Below are 23,862 nucleotides of genomic sequence, written 5' to 3' on the forward strand. Positions count from 1 at the left end.
CCCGCCCTGACCTGCGCCGATGTCGCATCGAGCCACTCAACGCGCGCCTGTCGTACGGCGGACGTACTGTCATTCTCAGACGGCAATGTCTGACGAGGACGGTGAGGGCGATGGCCCGCGACGGTGACAGCAACGAGCCCACCACGGAGTTCCCGGGATACCCCACCGGCGACGCGCTCAAGGTCCGCTCCGACGTCACACCCGAGCCGCCGACGACGCCGCCGAGCTCATCCGGCGGTCCCGCGAAGGGCCTGCTCTGGGTGCTCGGCGCGGCGGCGCTCGCGGTGGTCGTGCTGCTCGGGGTGCAGGGCAGCGGGCTCTGGCCCAGCTTCCGCAATCCGTTCGCCGAGCAGCAGACCGACCGGAGCCAGCCGACCCTGCTGAAGTCGATCCAGGATCTCAGCCGCTACGTCGCGGCCGAGGGCAACTTCCAGGTGGTAGTCGACCTGCAGACCGACCGGAAGTACGTGCCCGAGTTCCTGCTCAACGAGCGCACCCTCTTCGTCGGGGCGGGCAGCGTCGAGGCGTACGTGGACTTCGCGAAGATCGCCGACGGTGCGGTGGTCGAGTCGGCCGACGGCAAGTCGGTCGAGATCAAGTTGCCCGCGCCGCAGCTCGGTGAGACCAACCTGGACCTGGAGAAGAGCTACGTCTTCGCCGAGAAGCGCGGCCTGCTCAACCGGCTGGGCGACGTGTTCGCCAATGACCCCAACCGGCAGCAGGAGGTCTACCGGCTCGCCGAGGAGCGGATCACCGCCGCCGCCCGCGACAGCGGGCTCGGCGCCCGGGCCGAGGAGAACACCCGCAAGATGCTGGAGGGGCTGCTCCGCTCGCTCGGCTACGAGCAGGTGACCATCACCTACGTCGCTCCCTGACCGGAACGCCGACGGCGCCCGCCCCGACGATCCGGGACGGGCGCCGCCGCCTGTCCAACCCCGCCGCACCCGCGGCCGTCCGCCGCGCCCGCGGCCGCCCGCCGCACCCGCGGCCGTCCGCCGCGCCTTCCTCATGATCCGCGCAACTTCAGGGAAGTTGCTGCTTCCTCGTCGGCGGAGGCCGCTACTTCAGGGATGTTGTTTCCTCGATCCGGGCGGAGGGCGGCCGGCGGGCCGGGTGGGTGGGGTCGGTCAGTGGCGGGCGGTGGCCAGGTAGCGGTCCTCGTTCGGCATCAGGAGCCAGAGCACCAGGTAGACGATCACCTGGGTGCCGGGCAGCAGCAGCGACAGCAGGAACAGCAGCCGGACGAAGCCGGCCGACACGCCGAACCGCTGAGCCAGGCCGGCGCAGACACCGGCGAACATGCGCCCCTGACGGGGCCGGACCAGTTTGCGACTCATCGTCGTCACTCCCACTCTGCGGCGGTACGCCGCTCTGAAATCCACGGTAGGAAGGGGTGGCCACCACGCCCTCAGCCCACAGGACGATCGGCGACCCCGGTACCCGTAGGTGATTACCCGGCCCGGCCGGCCCCGACGCTTCGCCGCTCGCGTGGGCACGGCTCCCCGGACGTTCACCCGTGGTCCCGGCGGCGTTCGGCAGGCTGGTGACCTGGGCGGGTAGGCTCGCAGGTTGGGCACCCACACCCCGGGCGCCCGCCGGCCGCCCGGACCCGGGCGGCACGACCGGGCCGGACCCCGTACGACGGGGACGACGGCGAGGAAGCGCAGCCATGATCAGTGTTTTCGACCTCTTCAGCGTCGGCATCGGGCCGTCCAGCTCGCACACGGTGGGGCCGATGCGGGCCGCCCGGACGTTCGTCACCGGGCTCAAGGCCGACGGCCTGCTCGCGGCGACCGCCCGGGTGCAGGCCGAACTCTTCGGCTCGCTCGGCGCGACCGGGCACGGCCACGGCAGCGACCGGGCCGTCCTGCTCGGGTTGGCCGGGGAGGCGCCGGAGACGGTCGACACCGACAGCGTGGCGCCCCGGGTCGCCCGGATCCGCGCCGAGCGGCGGATCGGCCTGCTCGACGCGCACGAGATCGACTTCGACCCGGATCGTGATCTGGTGCTGCACCGTCGACGCTCGCTGCCGTACCACCCGAACGGGATGACCTTCGTCGCGTACGACGACACCGGCGCGGAGCTGCGCTCCCGCACGTACTACTCGGTCGGCGGCGGGTTCGTGGTGGACGAGGCGGCGGCCGGCGCGGACCGGATCACCCCGGACACCACCCGGGTGCGGCACCCGTTCCTCACCGGCGCGGAGCTGCTGAAGATCACCACCGACACCGGCCTGTCGATCAGCGAGGTGATGCTCGCCAACGAGCTCTCCTGGCGCAGCGAGCGCGAGGTGCGCGACGGTCTGCTGGAGATCTGGCGGGTGATGCGCGAGTGCGTGGAGCAGGGCTGCGAGCGCGACGGCGTACTCCCCGGGGGGCTGAAGGTCCGCCGGCGCGCCGCGGAGCTGCGGCGCAGCCTGGAGGCGGAGACCGGCGGCAGCGACCCGCTGCGGGTGATGGACTGGGTCACCCTCTTCGCGCTGGCGGTCAACGAGGAGAACGCCGCCGGCGGCCGGGTGGTCACCGCGCCGACCAACGGCGCGGCCGGCATCATCCCCGCGGTGCTGCACTACTACACCCGGTTCGTGCCCGGCGCCTCCGACGAGGGCGTGGTCCGGTTCCTGCTGGCGGCCGGCGCGATCGGTGTGCTGTTCAAGGAGAACGCCTCGATCTCCGGGGCCGAGGTGGGCTGTCAGGGTGAGGTGGGGTCGGCCTGTTCGATGGCCGCCGCCGGCCTGGCCGAGGCGCTGGGCGGCACCCCCGAGCAGGTGGAGAACGCGGCGGAGATCGGCATGGAGCACAATCTCGGTCTGACCTGCGACCCGGTCGGTGGGCTGGTGCAGATCCCGTGCATCGAGCGGAACGCGGTGGCTAGCATCAAGGCGATCACGGCAGCCCGGCTCGCGCTGCGCGGTGACGGGGTGCACGCCGTCTCGCTCGACAAGGTCATCAAGACCATGCGGGAGACCGGCGCGGACATGAAGGTCAAGTACAAGGAGACGGCACGGGGCGGTCTGGCCGTCAATGTGATCGAGTGCTGAGCGCGCCCGACGAGGGGCATACGTTCACCGACTGCTAACCTGTCGTCCGTTTCGAAGGCGGGAGGCGGCGGTGACCTCTGGCGTCGCGGCGTTGTGGTCGCACCGCAACTCCCTGCGCATCCTGGTCAAGCGCGACCTCGCGGTCAAGTACCAGCAGTCCGTCCTCGGCTACTTCTGGTCACTGATCGAGCCGCTCGGCATGGGGGCGATCTACTGGTTCGTCTTCGGCGTCCTCTACTCCCGCGACACCGGACGGCACCTGGGCGACGCGGCCGAGTCGTACCCACTCTTCCTGATCACCGGGATCTTCGCCTGGATGTGGACCAGCTCGGCGTTGAGCGAGGCGACCAACGCGCTCACCGGCCAGTCCCGGTTGATCACCACGATGAACGTGCCCCGGCAGGTCTTCCCGATCGGCCGGGTGACCGGCCGGTTCGCCGAGTACGCCGCCGGCCTGCCGATCCTGATCGCCGTCGCGCTGGTCTACGCCGCGCACGGCCGGGTCGAGCTGGGCTGGTCGCTGCTGGCGCTGCCGCTCGCGGTGGCCGTCCAGGGCACCCTGCTGATCGGGCTGGCCCTGCTGCTCTCCGCCTTCAACGTGCTGATGCGCGACGTCGAGCGGTTCATGCGCCTCATCATCCGGGTGCTCTTCTACGCCACGCCGATCATCTATCCGCTGAGCCTGGTCCGGGAGTCCGACCTGCCCGGCTGGCTGAAGGTGGGTTACGAGCTGAACCCGCTGGTCGGCATCTTCCAACTGCACCACTCGGTCTGGTACCCGGACGAGTTCCCGGACGCGCGGCTGCTCGCCACCACCGTCGTCGGCAGCCTGCTGGTGCTGGCCGCCGGCTGGTGGTCGTTTCGCCGGCTCGAACCCGCCGTGCTCAAGGAACTGTAGAGATGGCCGATCCGATCATCGAGGCGGACGGGCTCGGCATCCGGTTCGTCCGCAACCGGCGCCGCCAGCTGCGGCTGCGCGAGCTGTTCATCCATCGCGGCGGGCGCAACGCGCCGGCCGGCCAGTTCTGGCCGCTCCGCGACGTGTCGTTCCAGCTCGACGCCGGCGAGACGGTCGGCGTGATCGGCCGCAACGGCACCGGCAAGAGCACCCTGCTGCGGCTGATCGCCGGGGTACTGATCCCGGACGAGGGAAGCATCCGGGTCCGCGGCGACGTCGCGCCGCTGCTGGAGCTCTCCGCCGGGTTCTCCAACGACCTGAGCGGGCGGGAGAACCTGCACCTGGTCGGCGGTCTGCACGGACTCTCGGCCGGCTACCTGAAGCGGCACTTCGACGAGATCGTCTCGTTCGCCGGCGAGCAGGTGGAGCGGGCCATCGACACCTCGGTGCGGCACTACTCGTCCGGGATGAAGGTACGGCTCGGCTTCGCGATCATCTCCCACCTGCCACACCCGATCCTGCTGATGGACGAGGTGACCGCGGTCGGCGACGCGGAGTTCCGCAAGAAGTGTTACGCGACGATTGATCGTCTGCTCGGGGAGGGGCGCACGCTGGTGCTGGTGTCACACAACGAAAAGGACCTGACCCGGTTCTGCCGTCGGGGGCTCTACCTCGACGCGGGCCGGTTGACGCTCGACGGCACCATCGCCGAAGCGCTCGACGCGTACCACGCCGCGGTCCCGCGGTGATGCTCGCGATCGTGCTCGCCGCCGGCACGCCCGCGGCGGGCCTGAGCACCGCGACCGGCGAGCCACTGGCCGACCGCCTCGCCGCCCAGTTGCGCCGCGCCGGCGCGGACCAGGTGCGCTTCGCCGCCGATCTCGACGAGCTGGCCGGGCTCGCCGACTCCGCCACCGGGCCGCTGCTGGTCACCGGCGCCGACCTGGTCGCGCACACCGCCGTACTGCGGCACCTGGCCACCAGCCCGGTGGGGCCGACGGTGGCGCTGGTGCTCACCGACCCGCCGGTGCCCGGCCGGACCGCGGTGCGCGAGGAGCGCGGCCAGGTGGTCGTCGCCGGCCCGGTGGGCGCCCTCGACGGTGACGCCACCGGCGTCTTCGGCGGCGCGCTGCGGGTCGGCGTGGACGACCTGCCGAATCTCGCCGCCGCCGCCCGGGCCGCGGCGGCCGGCGTGCTGCCCGTCGCCACGCCGCTCGGCCCGGCCGGGGACGTGGCGCCGCTGCCGGTGGCCGGCGGGGGCGGATCTCCCGCGTCGGTCGCCGCCGGTGGTCCGGGCTCCGCGGTGGACCGGCTCTTCGCCGGGCTCACCGCGCTCGGCACGCTGGTCTTCGCCCAGCGGGTACGGCTGCTCGTCGCACACCGGGTCGCCGACGCGGCCGGGTTGACCGCGGCCGAAGCGGCGGTGACCGCGGTCGACGAGGACCGGGCCGAGCTGCGGCTCTCGGTCAAGGAGCGGGACGACTTCTTCTCCACCTACTTCGTCAGCACCTGGTCGCCGTATGTGGTGCGGGTGGCGGCCCGGCTGCGGCTCACCCCGACTGGGGTCACGGTCATCTCGGTGCTCTTCGCGCTGGCCGCCGCGGTGCTGTTCGGCGTCGGCGGCCGGTTGGCGCTGGTCGGCGGCGCGGTGCTGCTCTACCTCGGCTTCGTGCTGGACTGCGTGGACGGCCAGCTGGCCCGGTACACCCGGAACTTCAGCGCCTGGGGCGGCTGGCTGGACACCATGGCCGACCGGGCCAAGGAATACCTGGTCTACGCCGGCCTTGGCTTCGGCGTGACCCACGCCGGGCTGGGCAACGGCTGGGCGCTGGCGATCGCCGCGATGACCCTGCAGACCGTGCGGCACATGACCGACACCTGGTACGGGGTGCTGCACGACGAGGCGGCGCGTCGGCCGCGTACCGCCGGTGGCGGCGGTGGCGGCATCGGTGACCGGCTCAACGCCGCATCCACCCGGGTGCAGGCGGACACCGGTTCGCTGTCGTACTGGCTGAAGCGGACCGTGGTCTTCCCGATCGGCGAGCGGTGGGCGTTGATCGCGCTGACCGTGGCGCTGTTCAACCCGCTGGTCAGCCTGGTCGCGGTGCTGGTCTGGGGCACGCTGGCGTTCGCGTACACCGGTGCGCTGCGCACCCTGCGGGCGCGCTGGATGTGGGTTCCGGTACTCGACACCGTCGACGCCACGCTGCACCGCGACGACGGGCCGCTGGCCGTCCGGCTGCCGGTGGTCCGCCCGATGGGGCCGCTCACCCTGGCCGTGATCGCGGCGCTCGGTCCGGCGGCCCTGCTGGTCGCGGCGCTGGTGGCAGCGTACGGCGACGGCTCGGCGGCCGGGCTGCGCTGGTGGCTGCCGGTGGCCCTGCTGGTGTTGCTCGTCGGCGGTCTGGGTGCCCGGGCAGCGCACAACGGCCCGCTGGACTGGCTGGTACCGGCGGCGCTGCGGGCCGGCGAGTACCTCTTCGCGATCACCGTCGGGGTGGTCGGGGACGTCCCGCCGTGGTTGATCTTCGGCTACGTCTTCGTGCTGACCGTGCACCACTACGACCTCACCGCCCGGCTGGAGAAGCGGCAGGCGGCACCGCCGTTGCACGACGCCACGCTGGGCTGGGAGGGGCGCTCGGCACTGCTGGCCCTGGCGGCAATCGTCGGGTTCGCGGGTATCGGGATGGCTACACTCGGTACGTACCTTCTCGTGGTTTTTGTGGCGAGCGTCGTCCTGGCCTGGGTCGTCCTGCCGGCCCGCGCGGCGCGGGCGTCGATGGTGCCGGTGCGGACGGGAGGCGGCGCGCCGGGCTGACGGAGGCAAAGGCCGGATGACCCTGATCAGCTTCGTCGTCCCGGCCTACCGGGTGCAGGGCTACCTGCGCGAGTGCCTCGACTCGATCCTCGGCCAGCCCTTCACCGACCTCGAGGTGATCGCGGTCGACGACTGCTCGCCGGACGACAGCGGCGAGATCATCGCCGAGTACGCGGCGCGCGACCAGCGGGTCCGCCCGGTCCGGCTGACCGAGAACGCGGGGCTCGGTCCGGCCCGCAACATCGGGCTGGACCGGGCCGTCGGCGAGTACGTCTGGTTCGTCGACGGGGACGACTGGCTGGCGCCGGACTGCCTGCCGGAGGTGGCCGCCCGGCTGCACGCCACCCGACCGGACGTGCTGCTCGTCGACCACGTCCGGACGCACTGGAACGACACCGCGACCCGCAGCGCGATGCGCGAGGTCTTCCCCGAGCCGCCCGGGGAGGGGACGTTCCGGCTGTGCGAGCGGCCGGCGGCGATGCGGCTGCTGCACACCGCGTGGAACCGGCTGGTCCGTCGGAAGTTCCTGCTCGACCTCGGGCTGCGCTTCGAGCCCGGCTGGTACGAGGACGTGTCGTTCAGCTACCCGGTGCTGATGGCCGCGGACCGGATCGGCGTGCTGGACCGAATCTGCGTCAACTACCGGCAGCGCCGGGCCGGGGCGATCACCCGGACCCGGGGTGACCGGCACTTCGAGGTGTTTCCGCAGTGGCACCGGGTGTTCCAGCTGATGGAGCGCTGGGGGCCGGCCGTCGACGAGCTGCGCCCGGCGGTCTTCGAGCGGATGATCTGGCACTACCTGACCGTGCTCGGCAACGGGCAGCGGATCGCCCCCGAGCTGCGTCCGGCCTTCTTCGCCCAGATCACCGCCGACTACGCCCGCTGGCTGCCGGCCGCCGGCTACCCGGCGCCGGACGGGGTGGAGGGGCTCAAGCACCGGCTGGTCGCGGCCGGCCGGTGGCGGACGTTCAGCGCGCTGCGGGCCGCCAACCGGGCCCGCGACGCCGCCCGGCGCTCGGCGCGGACCGCCAAGCGGCGGGTGACGCCGGTGGCCCGCCGCAACGCCCGTCGAGCCCGCGACGTGCTGTTCCGCGAGTACTACCGGGCGGAGCTGCGCCGCCCGGTCGACCCGTCGCTCGCCGTCTACGCCGCGTACTGGTACCGGGGGTACGCCTGCAATCCGGCGGCGATCCACGAGACGGCCCGCCGGCTGGCGCCGGAGATCCGCGGCGTGTGGATCGTCCGCCGGGACCGAGTCGACACCCTCCCGCCGGGGGTGGAGTACGTGGTGGCCGGAACCCCGGCCTACTACCGGATGCTCGCCCGGGCCCGCTGGCTGGTCAACAACGTCAACTTCCCAGACTTCGTCCGTAAGCGGCCCGGTTCGGTGCACGTGCAGACCCACCACGGCACGCCGGTCAAGGTGATGGGGCTCGACCAGCAGCGGTACCCGATCGGCGCCGGCCGGATGGACTTCGCCGGCCTGCTGCGCCGGGTGGACCGCTGGGACTTCAGCATCACCTCGAACAGCTTCTCGACCCAGATGTGGGACCGGGCGTACCCGGCCACGTACACCACGCTGGAGGTCGGCTACCCGCGCAACGACCGGCTCGTCACCGCGACCAGCGAGGACGTGTCGCAGCTGCGCGCGGAGCTGGGGATCGGCCCGGCCGAGCAGGTGGTGCTGTACGCGCCGACGCACCGCGAGCACCTGCCGCACTACCGGCCGCCGTTCGACCCGGACCGGTTCGTGGAGGCGCTCGGGCCGTCCGGCCGGCTGCTGATGCGCAGCCACTACTTCCACGACCGGGATCGCCGCCCGCGCCGGCCGGCCGAGCGGGAGCGGATCCACGACGTCAGCTCACACCAGCGGGTGGAGGACCTGTACCTGGTCGCCGACGTGCTGGTCACCGACTACTCGTCGGCGATGTTCGACTACGCGGTCCTGGACCGGCCGATCGTCCTCTACGCGCCGGACTGGGAGGCGTACCGGCTGGCCCGGGGGGTCTACTTCGACGTGACCGAGGAACCGCCGGGCGCGGTGGCGCTGACCTTCGCCGACCTGATCGAGCTGTTCCAGAGCGGCGAGGTCCGCTCGGAGTCCGCGGCCAAGGCGCGACAGCAGTTCCGGGCCCGGTTCTGTGCGCTGGACGACGGGCGGGCGGCGGAGCGGGTGGTCCGCACGGTCTTCCTCGGCGAGCAGGTGGAGGCGCGCCGTTCCTGCTGACGCCCGCCAGAGAGGGGATAGTCGGCGTTCGATGAGGTCGTAACAGGACCGTCACTGACTGAACATGGCACGTTTACCCGATGTGCGGGCGGCATGATCTTGGTCACAGTCATTCGGGGGGTTCGTCGGACGAGCTGGGGGAGGTGACGGTGTCAACCGTCGCGCTCAAGGATGTCACCAAGGTCTTCAAGGACGGCACAGTCGCGGTCGACAGCATCAACCTCGACGTCACCGACGGTGAGTTCATGGTGCTGCTCGGCCCGTCCGGCTGTGGAAAGTCGACCGTGCTGCGGATGATCGCCGGTCTGGAGGACCCGACCAGCGGGGCCATCCTGCTCGACGGCGAACTGGCCAACGACCTGTCGCCACGGGATCGGAAGATCGCCATGGTCTTCCAGGACTTCGCGCTCTATCCGCACATGACCGTCGGCGACAACATCGCCTTTCCGCTGCGGCTGGCCGGGATGGAGCCGGAGCCGCGCGGCGAGCGGGTCAGCGACGTGGCGAGCGCGCTCGGCATCGGCGACGTGCTCGGCCGCCGGCCGGGCCAGCTCTCCGGCGGGCAGCGCCAGCGGGTGGCGATGGGCCGGGCGATCGTGCGCCGTCCCGGGCTCTTCCTGATGGACGAGCCGCTGTCCAACCTCGACAGCGGGCTGCGCGCCGAGCTGCGCGCGGAGATCTCCGGGCTGACCCGCGAGCTGGGGGTCACCACCATCTACGTCACGCACGACCAGGCCGAGGCGCTCACCATGGCCGACCGGGTGGCGATCATGCGCCGCGGCGTCCTCCAGGACGTCGGCACCCCCACCCAGGTGTACGGCCGCCCGGCCACCCTCTACGTGGCCGCTTTCCTCGGCAGCCCGCGAATGAACCTGCTGGAGGCGTCGGTCTACGTCCACCTCGACAGGTACGTCACGCTCACCCTCGGCGAGCAGGCGCTCTACCTGCCGTGGGACGACATCCGCAGCCGCGCGGTGGCGCACTACCACGGCGAGCGGATCGTGGTCGGGATGCGGGCCGAGGCCCTCACCCCGGTGGCGCCGGACAGCCCGGGCGACGTGCTGCACGGCCGGATCCGCTACCTGGAGCACCACGGTCACGAGTCGCTGGCCTTCCTCGACATCGGCGCGACCGCGATCGTGGTCGACGAGATGGGCAGCCGGGGCGGCAACACCCTGGACGCCGGCCAGCGCGGCCTGCGCCGGTTCGGCCAGGTGATGCAGCGCTTCGCCAGCAAGCCGACGGACGCCGCCACCGAGCCGGCCGCGCGCGGCACCCGGACGAGCGTGCTGCCCGACCCGGGACGGCACCATCGGCGCCCGGCCGAGTTGGCGGTACGCCTCGCTCCGTACCCGGCGGTCTCCACCGGGCACCCGCTCTCCGTCCGGGTACGCATGGACGCCCTGCACTTCTTCGACGAGCGGGGCGATCGCATCGACGTGGGGTGGCGCTGAATCGAACCGGTGCCCTACGGTTCGGCGACCGGAGTCCACATAGCAACAACCGAGAGGGGTGCCCCCGTGTCGGGTGACCGTCCGAATCCGCTCGTCATCGAGCGCATCCTGCGCGACCGCGAGGGCATCTGGCAGCAGATCGTGGCCGAGCGTGACCTGAACGCGCTGACCGGCCGGATGCTGGCCAGCTCCGCGATCGCGCTGGCCTGCTACGGCGCTGTGCTCGGCGCGTTCCACAGCGCCCTGATGGCGTTGACCTCGGCGGTGAAGCTGCCGCTGCTCTTCCTGGTCACGTTGGCCATCTGTCTGCCCACGCTCTACCTGTTCAACCTGGTCTTCGGAGCCCGCCTCTCGGTACGCCAGTCGTTGGCGCTGGTGATGGTGGCGATCACGGTCACGGCGATGCTGGCCGTGGCGTTCGCCCCGATCAGCCTCTTCTTCCTGATCACCGCCCCCGACTACGGCTTCTTCAAGCTGCTCAACGTCGCGATCCTGACCCTCTCGGCGTTCGTCGGGCTGCGGTTCCTGACCGGCGGCATGCAGGTGCTCAACCAGCACGGCCTGCTCGCTCCCGCCGAGCCCGCCGCCGCCCCCGTGGCCGTACCGGCCGCCGCTCCGGTGGCCGTACCGTCGGCGCCGGCCGCCGTCGAGCCGGTCGCCGTGCCGGCCGGCGTGGCCGCGAACGGCGCAGCCTCGGCCGCGAGCGGGTCGGACGGGTCCGCGCCCGCTCCCGCCGCCCCGGCGATCCCCGTGCAGGCGGTCGGTCCGCAGCCGGCGGTCGCCCCCGTGTTCCCGCCCGGGATGGTGCCGCCGGGCTACCCGTCGACGCAGCGGCCCTGGGCCACCCCGCCGGTCCGCCGCGTCGAGCCGAGCCAGCGACCGGCAAGCATGACCCTGCTCTACATCTGGATCCTGCTCTTCGGCTTCGTCGGCACCCAGCTGGCCTGGACCCTGCGCCCGTTCTTCGGCGACCCGGAGCAGGATTTCGCCCTCTTCCGCAGCATCGACGGCAACTTCTACGCGGAAATCCTGCGCACCATCGCCAACCTCTGACCCACTCCGGGCACGGTCGCTGCCACGCCTGTCGATCATGCAGTTGTGGTGGGCGAAAAGGGGCCTTCCGTCCCTTTCGTCAGGCACCACAACTGCATGATCCACGGGGTCGGCGGGCGGGGTCGGCGGTGGTGGGGTGGGGTCGGGCGGGGCTGGTGGGGGTCGGGGTGGGTGGGTTGGGGCTCGGGGAGGACTTGCTCGGGGAAATTACTGGCGAGTAGCGTCGGTGCATGTCCATCGACTCACGCCAGGTGGCGGCCGGGATGCTCGAGGCCGTGCCGTTCGCCCGCACACTCGGCTTCGAGTTCGTCGAGGTCGCCCCGGAAGCTGACGGTGGGGTCCGGGCGGTCGTCCGGTTGCCCGACTCGCCGGACACCCACAACCACGTCGGCGGCCCGCACGCCGGCGCCATGTTCACGCTCGGCGAGACCGCCTCCGGCGCGGTGGTGCTGGCCGCGTTCGGTCAGCTCCTCGACCGCGCGGTGCCGTTGGCCGTGCGAGCCGAGATCGCGTACCGCAAGTTGGCCATCGGGCCGGTGCGCGCCACCGCCCGGCTGGGGCGCTCGGCGTCCGAGGTGATCGCGGAGCTGGAGTCCGGCCGGCGGCCGGAATTCCCGGTCGAGGTCGAGATCAGCACCGAGGACGGCACGCCCACCTCGGCGATGACGGTCATCTGGACGCTGCGCCCGCAATAGCCCCAGGCGGGCGGAAACGGGTTTGCCGGGCCGATCGGGTGGTTAGATTCGTACCGTGCTGGGCCTACCTGCTCACGTGACCGCCTGTCTCTTCGACCTGGACGGTGTGCTGACGCAGACCGCCCGGGTGCACAACGCCGCCTGGACCGAGACGTTCGACGCGTTCCTGCGCCAGCACGCCACGGCGACCGGTGCGCCCTACCAGCCGTTCGACCCCGGCCCGGACTACAACCGGTACGTCGACGGTCGCCCTCGGGCGGACGGGGTGCGAACCTTCCTCGCCTCCCGCGGGATCGTGCTCCCCGAGGGCGCGCCCGACGACCCACCGGACGCCGACACGGTGAACGGGGTCGGCAACCGCAAGAACGTCCTGCTGCTGGAGCACCTGCGCGCCCATGGCGTCGACGTCTACCCGGGCTCGGTGGCGTACCTGAAGGCGGCCGCCGCGGCGGGGCTGCGCCGGGCGGTCGTCACGGCCAGCGCCAACGGCCGGGAGGTGGTCGCCGCCGCCGGCCTGGAGCCGCTGCTCGAAGCCCGGGTGGACGGGCTGGTCGCCCGCGCCCAGGGGCTGCGTGGCAAGCCCCACCCGGACACCTTCCTGGCCGGGGCGAAGCTGCTCGGCGTCGAGCCGGCCCAGGCCGTGGTCTTCGAGGACGCGCTCTCCGGGGTGGCCGCCGGGCGGGCCGGCGGCTTCGGCTACGTGGTCGGGGTCGACCGGGTCGGCCAGGCCGACGAGCTGCGCGCGCACGGCGCCGACGTGGTCGTCACCGACCTCGCCGACCTGCTGAACGAAGGGCACACCGCGTGATCAGGGAACGGGCCTATCCGGTCGACCCGTGGCACGTCCGGGAGACCCGGCTGGACATGGACGTGCTGGCTCAGTCGGAGTCGGTCTTCGCCCTCTCCAACGGGCACATCGGGCTGCGCGGCAACCTGGACGAGGGGGAGCCGCACGGTCTGCCCGGGACGTACCTGAACTCCTTCTACGAGCTGCGGCCGCTGCCCTACGCCGAGGCCGGCTACGGCTTTCCGGAGTCCGGCCAGACCATCGTCAACGTCACCAACGGCAAGCTGATCCGGCTGCTGGTCGACGACGAGCCGCTGGACGTCCGCTACGGCGAGCTGCTGTCCCACGAGCGGACCCTCGACCTGCGCGCCGGCACCCTGCACCGGGAGCTGCACTGGCGCTCGCCCGCCGGCCGCGAGGTCAAGGTCCGCAGCACCCGGCTGGTCTCGTTCACCCAGCGCGCGGTGGCCGCGATCAACTACGAGGTGGAGGCGGTCGAGGGCCCGCTGCGGCTGATCGTCCAGTCCGAGCTGGTGGCCAACGAGTCGCTGCCGGCGCAGAGCCGGGACCCGCGGGTGGCCGCGGTGCTCGAGTCGCCGCTGCTGGCCGAGGAGGAACTCACCACCGAGGACGGCGGGCTGCTCGTGCACCGGACCAAGGTCTCCGGGCTGCGGGTCGCTGCCGCCATGGACCACGAGGTGTACGGCCCGGACCGCACCACCATCGAGTCCGAGGGGTACGAGGACTGGGTCCGCACCACGATCGGCTGCGTGCTCAAGCCGGGCGAGAAACTGCGGGTCGTCAAGTACCTGGCCTACGGCTGGTCCAGCCGCCGTTCCCTGCCGGCCCTGCGCGACCAGGTCGGCGCGGCGCTGGCCGCCGCCCGGCTGGATGGCTGGGAGGGTCTGTGCCGCGAGCAGCGGGAGTACCTCGACGAGTTCTGGGACGCGGCGGACGTGCGGGTCGAGGGCGACCCGGAGATCCAGCAGGCGGTCCGCTTCGGGCTCTACCACGTGCTTCAGGCCGGTGCGCGGGCCGAGCGCCGGCCGATCGCCGCGAAGGGGCTGACCGGCCCGGGATACGACGGGCACGCGTTCTGGGACACCGAGATGTTCGTCCTGCCGGTGCTCACGTACACCCAACCCAGCGCGGTCCGCAATGCGCTGTACTGGCGGCACGCCACGCTCAACCAGGCCCGGGAGCGTGCCGAGACCCTGAACCTGAAGGGCGCCGCGTTCCCCTGGCGGACGATCGAGGGGCCCGAGTCGTCCGGCTACTGGCCGGCGGGGACCGCGGCGTTCCACATCGCGGCCGACATCGCCGACGCGTTGCGCCGCTACGTCCTGGTCACCGACGACAGGCAGCTGGAGCAGGAGATCGGGCTGGAGCTGATGGTGGAGACCGCCCGGCTGTGGCGCTCCATCGGCCACCACGACCGGCACGGCGTGTTCCACATCGACGGGGTGACCGGGCCGGACGAGTACACCGCGGTGAAGAACGACAACATCTACACCAACCTGATGGCGCAGCGGAACCTCATCACCGCGGCGGACCTGGTGGGGCGCTACCGGGACCAGGCGACGCGCCTCGGCGTCACCGACGAGGAGGCGGCGAGCTGGCGGGACGCGGCCGCGTCCATGCACCTGCCGTACGACGAGGAGGTCGACGTCCATCAGCAGGTGGAGGGGTTCACCCGGCTCCAGGAGTGGGACTTCGCGTACACACCGGCGGAGAAGTATCCGCTGTTGCTGCACTACCCGTACTTCGACCTGTACCGCAAGCAGGTGATCAAGCAGGCGGACCTGGTGCTCGCCATGCACTGGCGGGGTGACGCGTTCACCCCGGAGCAGAAGGTGCGCAACTTCCTCTACTACGAGCGCCGGACGGTGCGGGACTCGTCGCTCTCCGCCTGCACCCAGTCGGTGCTCGCCGCCGAGGTGGGCCACCCGGAGCTGGCCCACAGCTACCTGCGCGAGGCCGCGCTGATGGATCTGCACGACCTGAACGAGAACACCCGCGACGGCGTGCACATGGCCTCGCTGGCCGGCGCCTGGATCGCCCTGGTGGCCGGCATGGGTGGCCTGCGGGACCACGACGGTGAGCTGTCCTTCGCGCCCCGGCTCTCCAGCAAGCTCAGCCGCCTGGAGTTCTCGTTGCAGTGGCGCGGGCTACGGCTGCGGGTGGATGTCCGGCCGCACCAGACCACCTACGAGCTTCGCCACGGCGAGCCGGACGACGTCGTGGAGCTGCGGCACCACGACGAGACGATCCGGGTCACCCCGGGCCAACCGGTGACCGTGCCGGTGCCGCAGGCCCATCCGGCCGGCCCGCCTCCGGAGCAGCCGCCCGGCCGGGGTCCGCTGCTCCGGCTGCCGGAGACCGAGCCGTGACCGGCGCGCGGTCCGTCGGGCGGCGGCGGGTCCGATGACGTACGCGGCCGGAGCGGGTTGCTCCCGCCCCGGCCGCCGCACACATCGCACCTCAGCTCAGACGGGGTCTCCGGTGGACGGGCGGCCCGCCGCGTCGCGGGGTGCCATCGCCCGCGGATCGTCGGCGGTACGCGCGTGTGCCGCGTTGTCCGCCCAGTCCTTGTTGCGCTCGGCTGCCTGCAGCCGGCCCTCCTCCTCGGACCTCTGCTGGTGCCGGGACGCCTGTTGCTGCCGGGATGTCTGCCGCTGCTGGGCCATGGTGATCCTCGCGATCCGTCGGGGCGCATGCTGCGCCGACACGGTCTGCGGTCGCCCGTCGGCTACCCGACCCGCCCGTCGACAAACGCGGCCCGGCGGTTCTGTGGGCGCGACGGCCCGGGTCGCGGTCGGTGGGTCTGGCGGGGACGCTGTGGTGAGGTGTGCCTTCGGGGCCGCTCTGACGGCCGTGGCTGAGACGGGCTGACCGGGCCACGCGTGCGACGGGTCGGCCGGGGTATGCGCGGGGCAGCCGGCGACCCGGCCGGCGGGCTGGAGGTCGGGGCATGGACGTACGGAGCAGTGCGGTGACGATCCCGGTCGGGGACGCGGGGCTCCCGGCCGATCTGGTGCTCCCCGCCGACCCGGCCGGAGTGGTGCTCTTCGCGCACGGTAGCGGCAGTTCCCGGCACAGCCCGCGGAACGTGGCGGTGGCCCAGGTGTTCAACCGGCAGGCGCTCGGCACCGTGCTGGTCGACCTGCTGACGCCCGAGGAGGACGAGGTGGACGCCCGCACCGCCGAGCTCCGCTTCGACATCGGGCTGCTCGCCGGCCGGCTGGCGGCGATCGTCGACTGGCTGGCCGCCGAGCCGGCGACGCGCGGGCTGCCGATCGGTCTCTTCGGTGCCAGCACCGGTGCCGCCGCGGCGCTCGTCGGTGCGGCGGCCCGACCCGATCAGGTACGCGCGGTGGTCTCCCGGGGCGGCCGGCCCGATCTGGCCGGTACCGCCCTCGCCGCGGTACGCGCGCCGACGCTGCTGCTGGTGGGTGGCCTGGACGAGCAGGTGATCACCCTGAACGAGCAGGCCCGCGACGCGCTGCCCGGCCTCGTCGAGCTGCATGTGGTGCCCGGCGCGACCCACCTCTTCGAGGAGCCGGGCACGCTCGACCAGGTCGCCGACGCCGCCAGCGCCTGGTTCGCCACCCACCTGCCCGCGTCCTGACCCGCCCGCTTTCGTCCCGGGTCATCGCCCAGCTCGACCGCTGATCCGCCCGGCCGACTCCGTGGTCAACCCGGCTGGCCGGCCGGGGCGGCGGGCGGGGGCGGGGGTGCGGTCGGGCGGCGGTGTTGTTGGACGGTGTCGATGACGCGCCAGACGACGGCCGTGATCGGCACCGAGACGAAGGCGCCGGCGATACCGGCGATCAACGTGCCGGCGGTGACCGCCACCAGGATCACCGCCGGGTGCAGCCGGACCTGCCGCTTCATGATCAGCGGTTCCAGCAGGTTGCCCTCGATCTGCTGCACGGCGATGACCGCGGCCAGGGTGAGCAGCGCCGTGGTCGGCCCGTTGGCGGCGAGCGCCACCAGCACCGCCACCGCGCCGGCCACCGTGGCGCCGATGATCGGTATGAACCCGCCGAGAAAGGTGATCAGCGCGAGCGGCAGCGCCAGCGGCACACCGAGCAGCACCAGCGCCAGCCCGATGCCGATCGCGTCGATCGCCGCGATCATCATCGTGCCTCGGCTGTACGCGCCGAGCGTGCGCCAGCCCATCCGGCCCGCCTCGGCCGTCACCTGGCGGTTGGGGCCGGTCGTCCGGGTGAGCACCCAGTTCCACATCGTCCGGCCGTCCTTGAGCAGGAAGAAGAGCAGCACCAGGGCGAGCAGCGCGGAGCCGGCCACCTCGGCGGCGGTCCGGGCACCGGCCACCGGGTCGAGCGAGCTCTGCCCGAAGCCCTGCCGGGCCTGCTCGATCATCCGGTCCAACTGCTGATCGCTGATGGGCAGAGTCGAGGTGACGAAGTCGCGGGTACGGCTCAGCCCCTGCGACAGCTCCTGCCGCAGCTCGGTGAACTGGCTGGCGGTCAGGTCCCAGACCAGCACGCCCACGCCGACCAGGACACCGACCAGCAGCAGGATGCTCAGCAGCGCGGCCAGCGACGCGGGCAGCCGCAGCCGGCGGAGCAGGAGCAGCACCGGATCGAGCAGCGCGGCCAGGAAGATGGTGGCGGCCAGCGCGATCGCCAGCGGTGCCAGCAGCATGGCGATCCGGCCGAGCAGGTACAACCCGGCGACGATGACGACCAAACAGGCGCTCCACACGACCGCCGAGCGGACCAGCCAGGGCAGCCCGGCCCAGGCCTGTCGTGGGGCGTTGCCGGCTCGGCCGATCACCGTCCCGCCGGGCGTCCGCCCGGCATCGTCCTCGTCCACCTCGGCCCTCCTCGATCGCTGGCGGGCAGGTACCCGGCCGGCGTCCCCCCGACACCCGCCCCGGCGATCCGCGCTGTCCCAGACGACGCGCGGACCGCTGTCACGGCCGGTTGGTAATCGACTGTGGACGCCTCTGGCTGGCCCGGTCTGGGTGCCGCTGCGCCGCACGGTGGTCCGGCGCACCGCCGCGATACCGCCGTCCCGTTTCGACGGGATGACTGGTGTTTGCGGCGCTCGGCCGAGGGAAGCCAGCAGATCCGACCCGGAACCGAGGAGGACGTGGTGGGCGACTTCATGGACAAGGCCAAGGACATGGCGGACAAGCACGACAAGCAGGTCGACCAGGGGATCGAGAAGGCCGGCGACGCGGCCGACAAGCGCACCGGCGGCAAGTACGACGAGCAGGTCGACAAGGGTGTCGACCAGGCGCAGGCGCGTACAGGTGAGGGCGACCAGGTGCGCTGACCGGTGGGCCCCGTCCCGGGCCGCCGCCGGCGGCCCGGGACCGTCCGGTTCGGACGGCGTGGCCTACTGCGCCGAGTGGAGCAGGGCGTCGAGGGTGTGTCGCGCGACGCCAGCCATCACCGGGTTGGTCTCGACGTAGTACGGCAGTGCCCCGATGGCCTGGGCCAGGGCCCAGCCGCGCCCGCGTACCCAGGCCGCGTCGTCGACAGCGAGGGCACGACGGTAGGCCTGCCGGCCGAGAGGCGGCAGCAGGTTCCACGCCGGCATGAGGTCCAGGGCGGGGTCGCCGACGCGGACCGCGCCGAGGTCGATCACCGCAACCAGCCGGCCGTCGCGTACCAGCAGGTTGCCCGGCATGAGATCGCCGTGCAGCCACAGGTCCGGCCCCTCGTGGGCGGGCGCATCCAGACAGGTGGCCCAGATCCCGGCGAGTCGGACGGTGTCCACGAGATGGACGCTCGCGGCCAGGTACTCGCGGACGTACCGGTCCTGGGTGTGCAGCGGCCCGCCCCGGCCTCGGCCGTTCCACGTCGCGCCGTCGGTGTCCACCCCGCGCAGGGCGGCGACGAATCCGGCGAGGTCGCGCGCGAACGCGACCGGGTCACCGATGGTCGAGCGGCTCGCGGTCTCGCCGGGGATCCAGCGGTACGCCGCCCAGCGGCCCGGATATCCCGGCCCTGGTTCACCCAGAGCCAGCGGTTCGGGGACGGGCAGGGGTACGCGGCCGGCGAACCGGTGCGCGTGGGCCTGCTCGTCGACCAACTCGTCCCACAGGTCGGGGCCGGGCTGCAACGGAAAGCGCAGGACGACCTCGTCGCCCAGCCGGAAGAGCGCGTGCACCGTGCCGTGCGAGACGATCGGGCGTACGGGGTGGTCGGCCCAGTGCGGGAACTGGGCGGCGACCAAGGCGGCGACGACGTCGACGGGGACATCGACCTGGTCGGCGTGCATTCTCACCGGCTGATCCTGCCCCGAGCGTGGCCGAGTGGCGAGCGGTTTTTCCACCGGTATGTCGGTCGGTTCGCACGATTCACCCCGGCCGGGTGGGGTAACCGCCGCCATGGCCGACGATCGTCCCGCCACCGAGCCCGAGCGGTCCTCGTTCGGCGACGCCGCCGAGCGGGGTGGCCAGCGGGTGGAGGAGGCCCGGCGTCGCGGTGGCGAGGCGGGCAAGATCCGGCTGCGCCAGCTGGAGATCACTCTCGTGATCGCGTTGCAGTCCGGGTTGGCCGCCGCCCTCGCGGCCCTCATCGCGCAGCGGCTGCTCGGCCCGGGCGCGCACGTCTTCGCCCCCGCCGCGGCGGTCGCCACCATCGCCAGCGCGATCGGTCAGCGGGCCCGCCGCACCTTCGAACTGCTGGGCGGCGTGGGGCTCGGTGTCATCCTCGGGGACCTGCTGCGCGCCGGGCTCGGCACCGGCCCCTGGCAGACCGGGCTGGTGGTCGGGTTGGCGATCGCCACCGCGCTGCTGGTGGCCGGCCGGGGTGGTCAGCTGGTCGGCCAGGCGGGCGGTACCGCCGTCCTGATCTCCACGCTCGCCCCGATGAATCGCGGGCTCGAGCTGCCGCGGATCTTCGATGCGCTGGTGGGCAGCATCGTCGGCCTGCTGGTGGTCGCGCTGCTGGTGCCGGTCAACCCGATCCGGGTGCTGGACCGGGCCGCCGCGCCGGTGTACGAAGCGGTCGGCGGCCAGCTCCACGAGCTGAGCGCCGCGCTCCGCCGCCGGGATACCGAAGGGGCGATCCAGGCGCTGGAACGGGTGCGCTCGCTCGACGGCGACATCGGCCGGTTGAACGAAGCGCTCAGTGGCGCGGACGAGGTGGTGACCCTCGCGCCGATTCGCTGGCACCGCCGGGACCAGTACCACCAGTACGCGCGCAGCGCGGAGCACCTGGAACGGATGGCGCTGGACACCCGTGCGCTCGCTCGATGGTCGGCGACCGCCCTGCAGTACCAGGAGCCGGTTCCGGATGAGCTGCCCGCCGCCATCGCCCGACTCGGCGACGCGGTCCGGGCCATGCGCCAGGAGTGTCGGGCGGGGGAGCAGCCAGGTCAGGCGAGGGCGCTCACCCTGGAGGCGGCCAATCTCGCCGGCCGGGCCTGGGCACAGGGGGTCCGTACCTTCGGCGACGCGATCGTCACCGGCCTCCGTACGGCCGCCAGTGACCTGCTCCGGTCCGGCGGCTGTGAGCCGGAGGAGGCCAACCGGCTGGTGCGGACGGCCGCCGGTGCGGGTGAGCGGGCCATCCACCCGCCGTTGCGCCGCCAACTGCAGCGAACCGCCCGGCAGAACTTCGTCACCGGTGCCGGGGCGCGTGTTCGTCGGGCGAAGCGCCGGAGCACGCTGCGCGGTCGTTCGGGTCGGGCCCGGGAAAACAACCGGGCCGGGCTTCCCGGTAGGGGAGGCCCGGCCCGGTGATGCCGCGGGTCAGGAGGAGTAACCGCGCTCGGCGATCCAGTTGGCGACCTTTCCGAGGGGCATCCAGTACTCGCCGTCGGTCGGGTCGGCCGGGTCGGCGATCTGGATGGCGTCCCCACCGTCGCGGTAGCCGACCAGGGTCAGGTAGTGACCACCCTCGTACGAGTGCGGCACGCCGTTGACGTCCACGGCGGTGCCCTTGACGTTCGCCACCACCGGCCGCCCGGCGTCCAGCGCGTTCAGCACGTCGGTACGAAGCCGCTCGACCTGCTCCGGCTTGGCCACCGAGTCACGGATCTCGGTGGTCTTGTACTTGCCCCCGGTCAGCGCGTTGAGCACCCGGGTGGTGTCCTCGGCCGAGTCGGTGCCGGCCTCGGTGGTGCCCAGCAGCGCCGCGACCTCGTCCTGCGAGATCGCCTTGCCCTGCGCCGAGAGCGCGATCCGGGTGGCGGCGGGACCGCAGTAGTAGAAGTTCGGCTGGGCCTGGTAATCCACGCCCACGGTCCGCTCGGCCCGCCGGTCGTGCTGGCCGCCCTTGTCGGACTGGGTGGACGTCACCGGGCCGGTCTGGACCGGGGCGGCCTGGGCGGCCACCGCAGGGCCCAGCACGCACCCGCCGGCGACCAGCAGGCCGGCGACGGAGAGGCCGCTCTTGTGCAGGATGGGATTCATGCGTCGGGCTCCAATCGGGGGGTTTGTCGCCTCCGGTCGGAGGCTGGCAAGCACCAGGACAGGCGCTCGGCTCATCAGCTGAACGACACCCGGGCGCCGTCGCGTCCGGGGTACCGGGGGATGTAACGGCCCTGCTCCGCCTGGCATTCCACCGCTCGGCCACCCGCTCCCGAGGCCCAATGATCAAGAGGTTCACGTCACCGGAAACGGAATTGACGCGAACCTCTTGATCATCTGCTCAGGGAACGGACGGTCAGAGACTGCCCAGTAGGCGGGTCACGGTGATCTCGATGACCACACGGGCCGGATTCGGACGGGGGGTGCGATAGCGCTCGGCGTACCGCCGCTCCGCCTCGGCGACCGCGGCCGGATCGGCGCGGACGACCGCCCGGCCCTCGATGGTGAGCCAGCGCCGGCCGTCGACGTGACAGACGGCCACCGGGGCGCCCTGCGGGCCGGCTGCGGCGACGTGATCGGCCTTGCGGGAGGTGCCGGAGGTGATGACCCGGGCCAGGCCCGCCGCCGGGTCGAGGGTCACCCCGATCGGCACCACGTGCGGGGTACCGTCCGGGCGCAGCGTGGTCAGCGTGGCGAGGTGCCGCTCCCGGCAGAAGGCGGCGACGCGCTCGTCGTGGATGTCCAGTCGATGCGCGCCCGACATGCTCGTCCCCTGTCTCCCGGTGCCGGGCCGATCATGGCACGCGCCGGCGGGCCCGCCCGGACTCCGGGGGCGCGTCCGGCTGCCCGGGCAGCCGGCGGGCGGCCGCGCGGCGCTGGTGGGCCAACCGGGTGAGATAGATCAGCGCACCGGCCAGCACACCCATGTCGTCCAGGTAGATCGGGTCGGGCAGCACGTCGACCGGGAAGATCGTGTAGATCAGGGCACCGTAGAAGGCGACCTTGCCGCTGCCGCCGAGCGCGGTGAGCATGCGGCGGGCCCGGACCACCCGGATCGCCAGCAGCACGGCGCCGACCAGCGTGGCGACCGCCACGATGCCGGCGATCACGACGACGAACCACGCCTCCCGGGACATGCGGTCACGCTAACCCAACTGGACCAGGCCAGCCGGGCAGCCGCCGGTACGCCGCCCGGAGGTGTCGGGGCCTCGGCCCTCGCCGATCAGTACGCCGGCACCGCCGCCCGGCCGCGCGCCACGACCTGGTTCTCCCGGGTCTGCTGTTCGACCGGGCGGGCGACCTCGCTCAGGGGCAGTACCGACAGCTGCTCCTCGACCCGGCGACCGGTGGCGGCGAACGCCTCGTCCCGCAGACTCCGCGCGGACGCGACCGCCAGCTCGGCGGCCCGCCACGCCGTCTGCTCCTGCTCCCGGGCCGCCTGCTGCCGGGCGAACAGGTTGTCGCGAACCGCCCGCCGCAGGACCAGCTCCTGCTCCACCGGGTGCAGCCGCGGGTCCCAGCCGTTGCGGTGCGCGAAGACGTCACTGAGCTGCTCCACCGACAGCTCCCGCCGCCAGTACGCGTCCAGTGCGGCCCGGTGCAGGTAGCGCTCGCGATCGACGTACTCGGCCGGGGTGCGGACGGTGCGCGGCAGCGGCATCGCCGTGGCGACGGCGAGCCGGCGGACGTCAGCCTCTGCCTCCTCGTACGCCTGCCAGGCCTTCTCGACCGACTCCTGCGCCGCGAGCCACTCCGTCCGGCGACGCTGCGCGGTGGCGGTGGCCCGCTCCGCGGCGACCGCGACCTCCGCGGCGTACCGGACCCGTTCCCGCTCCTCCTGGACCTGTTCGAGCTGGCTCGGCATGGCCGCCCGCCGGATCCGGGCGGCGGTGTCGGTGCGGAGCCGGCCCGGTCGCAGCAGCAGGGCGGCGACGGTGACGGCCACCACGGCGAGCAGGCTCAGCCAGATCACGGCGGCCCGGGACACCTCGGGCAGTACGGCGGAGAAGACGGTCTGCATCAGCTGCACCTCGCGATTGATTGTCGGGAGTGGACGAGATGACCCGCTATGGGTAAAGGGACGACGGGGGCGTAAACCGACACGGTGTCGCCGGGGCCGGAAGCCGCTCGATCGGGGCGCGTCGGCTTCCCGGAAGGCTCCGAGCGCCGAGACGGAACGGCTTGCCGGCTGGGGAGTCGGTTGCCCGATCAGCGCGATCGGCGAACCCGCGGCGGATCAGTCCGGCCGACAGCCGCCGGGCGGTCTGGCCCCGGGGTCAGGCGCGCGGAGGGCCGCGTCGGCCCGGAGCGCTGCGGCCCGCGTCGGTGGCGACGGCCGGAGCGAAGGTCGACGGCGCGATGCCGGTCGGGGCGGTGACGATGCGCTGGCCGGTCGGCCGCGGCGACGGAGCGGCAATGTCGGCCAACCGCTCGACGGACGGTGCGCCCTCGGGCCGCAGTGCCTCGACCTGGCTGCTCACGGCGCTCGAGCGGACCTGGGCGACCGGTGGCGAGGCCAGTGCCGGCACCGTCGTGGCGCCGCCGAAGCCGACGGTCAGCGCGAGCGCGGCAGCGGCAAAGCGGGTCATCTCGCG

At 72.7% G+C, this 23,862-nt stretch carries 23 protein-coding genes; 14 read left to right on the plus strand and 9 right to left on the minus strand.

Annotation, left to right across the window (positions count from 1 at the left end; translation table 11 throughout):
* Positions 1–110: 110 nt before the first annotated feature.
* On the plus strand, positions 111–875 hold the full coding sequence (locus ACIBBA_RS05450) for a DUF4230 domain-containing protein (protein WP_357047572.1): 765 nt from the start codon (positions 111–113) through the stop codon (positions 873–875).
* A gap of 252 nt (positions 876–1,127) precedes the next feature.
* On the opposite strand, the gene ACIBBA_RS05455 is transcribed toward ACIBBA_RS05450, so the two are convergent.
* Entirely contained in the window at positions 1,128–1,337 is a 210-nt protein-coding gene (locus ACIBBA_RS05455; protein ID WP_357047575.1) for a PspC domain-containing protein, read from the minus strand.
* Between the two features lie 332 nt (positions 1,338–1,669).
* Here ACIBBA_RS05455 and ACIBBA_RS05460 point away from each other — a divergent pair, with 332 nt between their 5' ends.
* From ACIBBA_RS05460 to ACIBBA_RS05505, 10 genes are all read left to right on the plus strand, one after another.
* On the plus strand, positions 1,670–3,040 hold the full coding sequence (locus ACIBBA_RS05460) for an L-serine ammonia-lyase (protein WP_350867856.1): 1,371 nt from the start codon (positions 1,670–1,672) through the stop codon (positions 3,038–3,040).
* 70 nt (positions 3,041–3,110) lie between these two features.
* A complete protein-coding gene (locus ACIBBA_RS05465) occupies positions 3,111–3,938 on the plus strand; it encodes an ABC transporter permease (RefSeq protein ID WP_350867854.1) in 828 nt (275 codons plus the stop codon).
* A 2-nt stretch (positions 3,939–3,940) separates the two neighbouring features.
* Positions 3,941–4,687, plus strand: a complete 747-nt coding sequence (locus tag ACIBBA_RS05470; protein WP_396694029.1) for an ABC transporter ATP-binding protein — start codon at positions 3,941–3,943, stop codon at positions 4,685–4,687.
* Positions 4,684–6,756 carry a DUF5941 domain-containing protein gene (locus ACIBBA_RS05475; protein WP_396694031.1) on the plus strand — a complete coding sequence of 691 codons (2,073 nt, stop codon included), beginning with the start codon at positions 4,684–4,686 and terminating at the stop codon, positions 6,754–6,756. Before ACIBBA_RS05470 ends, ACIBBA_RS05475 begins: the two co-directional genes overlap by 4 nt.
* 16 nt (positions 6,757–6,772) lie before the next feature.
* A complete protein-coding gene (locus ACIBBA_RS05480; protein WP_396694033.1) occupies positions 6,773–8,983 on the plus strand; it encodes a CDP-glycerol glycerophosphotransferase family protein in 2,211 nt (736 codons plus the stop codon).
* A 149-nt stretch (positions 8,984–9,132) separates the two neighbouring features.
* Positions 9,133–10,437 (plus strand): ABC transporter ATP-binding protein, encoded by a 1,305-nt coding sequence (locus ACIBBA_RS05485; protein ID WP_350867848.1) that lies wholly within the window; start codon positions 9,133–9,135, stop codon positions 10,435–10,437.
* A 66-nt stretch (positions 10,438–10,503) separates the two neighbouring features.
* Positions 10,504–11,490, plus strand: a complete 987-nt coding sequence (locus tag ACIBBA_RS05490; protein ID WP_396694035.1) for a hypothetical protein — start codon at positions 10,504–10,506, stop codon at positions 11,488–11,490.
* Between the two features lie 230 nt (positions 11,491–11,720).
* Complete coding sequence (locus ACIBBA_RS05495; RefSeq protein WP_357047597.1) at positions 11,721–12,185, plus strand: DUF4442 domain-containing protein; 465 nt, start codon at positions 11,721–11,723, stop codon at positions 12,183–12,185.
* Between the two features lie 55 nt (positions 12,186–12,240).
* Positions 12,241–12,993 (plus strand): HAD family hydrolase, encoded by a 753-nt coding sequence (locus ACIBBA_RS05500; RefSeq protein WP_396694038.1) that lies wholly within the window; start codon positions 12,241–12,243, stop codon positions 12,991–12,993.
* A complete protein-coding gene (locus ACIBBA_RS05505) occupies positions 12,990–15,362 on the plus strand; it encodes a glycoside hydrolase family 65 protein (protein WP_396694040.1) in 2,373 nt (790 codons plus the stop codon). The genes ACIBBA_RS05500 and ACIBBA_RS05505 overlap by 4 nt, the downstream gene beginning before the upstream one ends.
* Before the next feature lie 96 nt (positions 15,363–15,458).
* Here ACIBBA_RS05505 and ACIBBA_RS05510 read toward each other — a convergent pair whose 3' ends face one another.
* A complete protein-coding gene (locus ACIBBA_RS05510; protein ID WP_350867838.1) occupies positions 15,459–15,659 on the minus strand; it encodes a hypothetical protein in 201 nt (66 codons plus the stop codon).
* A 284-nt stretch (positions 15,660–15,943) separates the two neighbouring features.
* Between ACIBBA_RS05510 and ACIBBA_RS05515 the strand changes: the two genes are divergently transcribed.
* Positions 15,944–16,600 (plus strand): dienelactone hydrolase family protein, encoded by a 657-nt coding sequence (locus ACIBBA_RS05515; protein WP_396694043.1) that lies wholly within the window; start codon positions 15,944–15,946, stop codon positions 16,598–16,600.
* Between the two features lie 65 nt (positions 16,601–16,665).
* On the opposite strand, the gene ACIBBA_RS05520 is transcribed toward ACIBBA_RS05515, so the two are convergent.
* Positions 16,666–17,814 carry an AI-2E family transporter gene (locus ACIBBA_RS05520; protein ID WP_396694045.1) on the minus strand — a complete coding sequence of 383 codons (1,149 nt, stop codon included), beginning with the start codon at positions 17,812–17,814 and terminating at the stop codon, positions 16,666–16,668.
* Positions 17,815–18,108: 294 nt separating this feature from the next.
* Here ACIBBA_RS05520 and ACIBBA_RS05525 point away from each other — a divergent pair, with 294 nt between their 5' ends.
* Complete coding sequence (locus ACIBBA_RS05525) at positions 18,109–18,279, plus strand: antitoxin (protein ID WP_396694326.1); 171 nt, start codon at positions 18,109–18,111, stop codon at positions 18,277–18,279.
* A 63-nt stretch (positions 18,280–18,342) separates the two neighbouring features.
* On the opposite strand, the gene ACIBBA_RS05530 is transcribed toward ACIBBA_RS05525, so the two are convergent.
* Entirely contained in the window at positions 18,343–19,230 is an 888-nt protein-coding gene (locus ACIBBA_RS05530) for an aminoglycoside phosphotransferase family protein (protein WP_396694328.1), read from the minus strand.
* A 109-nt stretch (positions 19,231–19,339) separates the two neighbouring features.
* Between ACIBBA_RS05530 and ACIBBA_RS05535 the strand changes: the two genes are divergently transcribed.
* The gene (locus tag ACIBBA_RS05535) at positions 19,340–20,698 is read left to right on the plus strand and encodes an FUSC family protein (protein WP_396694047.1); all 1,359 of its coding nucleotides are present in this window, start codon (positions 19,340–19,342) and stop codon (positions 20,696–20,698) included.
* 9 nt (positions 20,699–20,707) lie between these two features.
* Here the strand turns inward: ACIBBA_RS05535 and ACIBBA_RS05540 are convergent, their stop codons facing one another.
* From ACIBBA_RS05540 to ACIBBA_RS05560, 5 genes are all read right to left on the minus strand, one after another.
* The gene (locus tag ACIBBA_RS05540; RefSeq protein ID WP_396694049.1) at positions 20,708–21,370 is read right to left on the minus strand and encodes a C39 family peptidase; all 663 of its coding nucleotides are present in this window, start codon (positions 21,368–21,370) and stop codon (positions 20,708–20,710) included.
* A 253-nt stretch (positions 21,371–21,623) separates the two neighbouring features.
* On the minus strand, positions 21,624–22,031 hold the full coding sequence (locus ACIBBA_RS05545) for a pyridoxamine 5'-phosphate oxidase family protein (RefSeq protein ID WP_396694051.1): 408 nt from the start codon (positions 22,029–22,031) through the stop codon (positions 21,624–21,626).
* Positions 22,032–22,062: 31 nt separating this feature from the next.
* Positions 22,063–22,404, minus strand: a complete 342-nt coding sequence (locus ACIBBA_RS05550) for a hypothetical protein (protein WP_396694053.1) — start codon at positions 22,402–22,404, stop codon at positions 22,063–22,065.
* Between the two features lie 86 nt (positions 22,405–22,490).
* Complete coding sequence (locus ACIBBA_RS05555; protein ID WP_396694055.1) at positions 22,491–23,288, minus strand: hypothetical protein; 798 nt, start codon at positions 23,286–23,288, stop codon at positions 22,491–22,493.
* A gap of 256 nt (positions 23,289–23,544) precedes the next feature.
* On the minus strand, positions 23,545–23,856 hold the full coding sequence (locus tag ACIBBA_RS05560; RefSeq protein ID WP_396694057.1) for a hypothetical protein: 312 nt from the start codon (positions 23,854–23,856) through the stop codon (positions 23,545–23,547).
* Positions 23,857–23,862: the final 6 nt, after the last annotated feature.

This window comes from Micromonospora sp. NPDC051006 (genome assembly GCF_044456245.1).
Taxonomy (GTDB): domain Bacteria; phylum Actinomycetota; class Actinomycetes; order Mycobacteriales; family Micromonosporaceae; genus Micromonospora.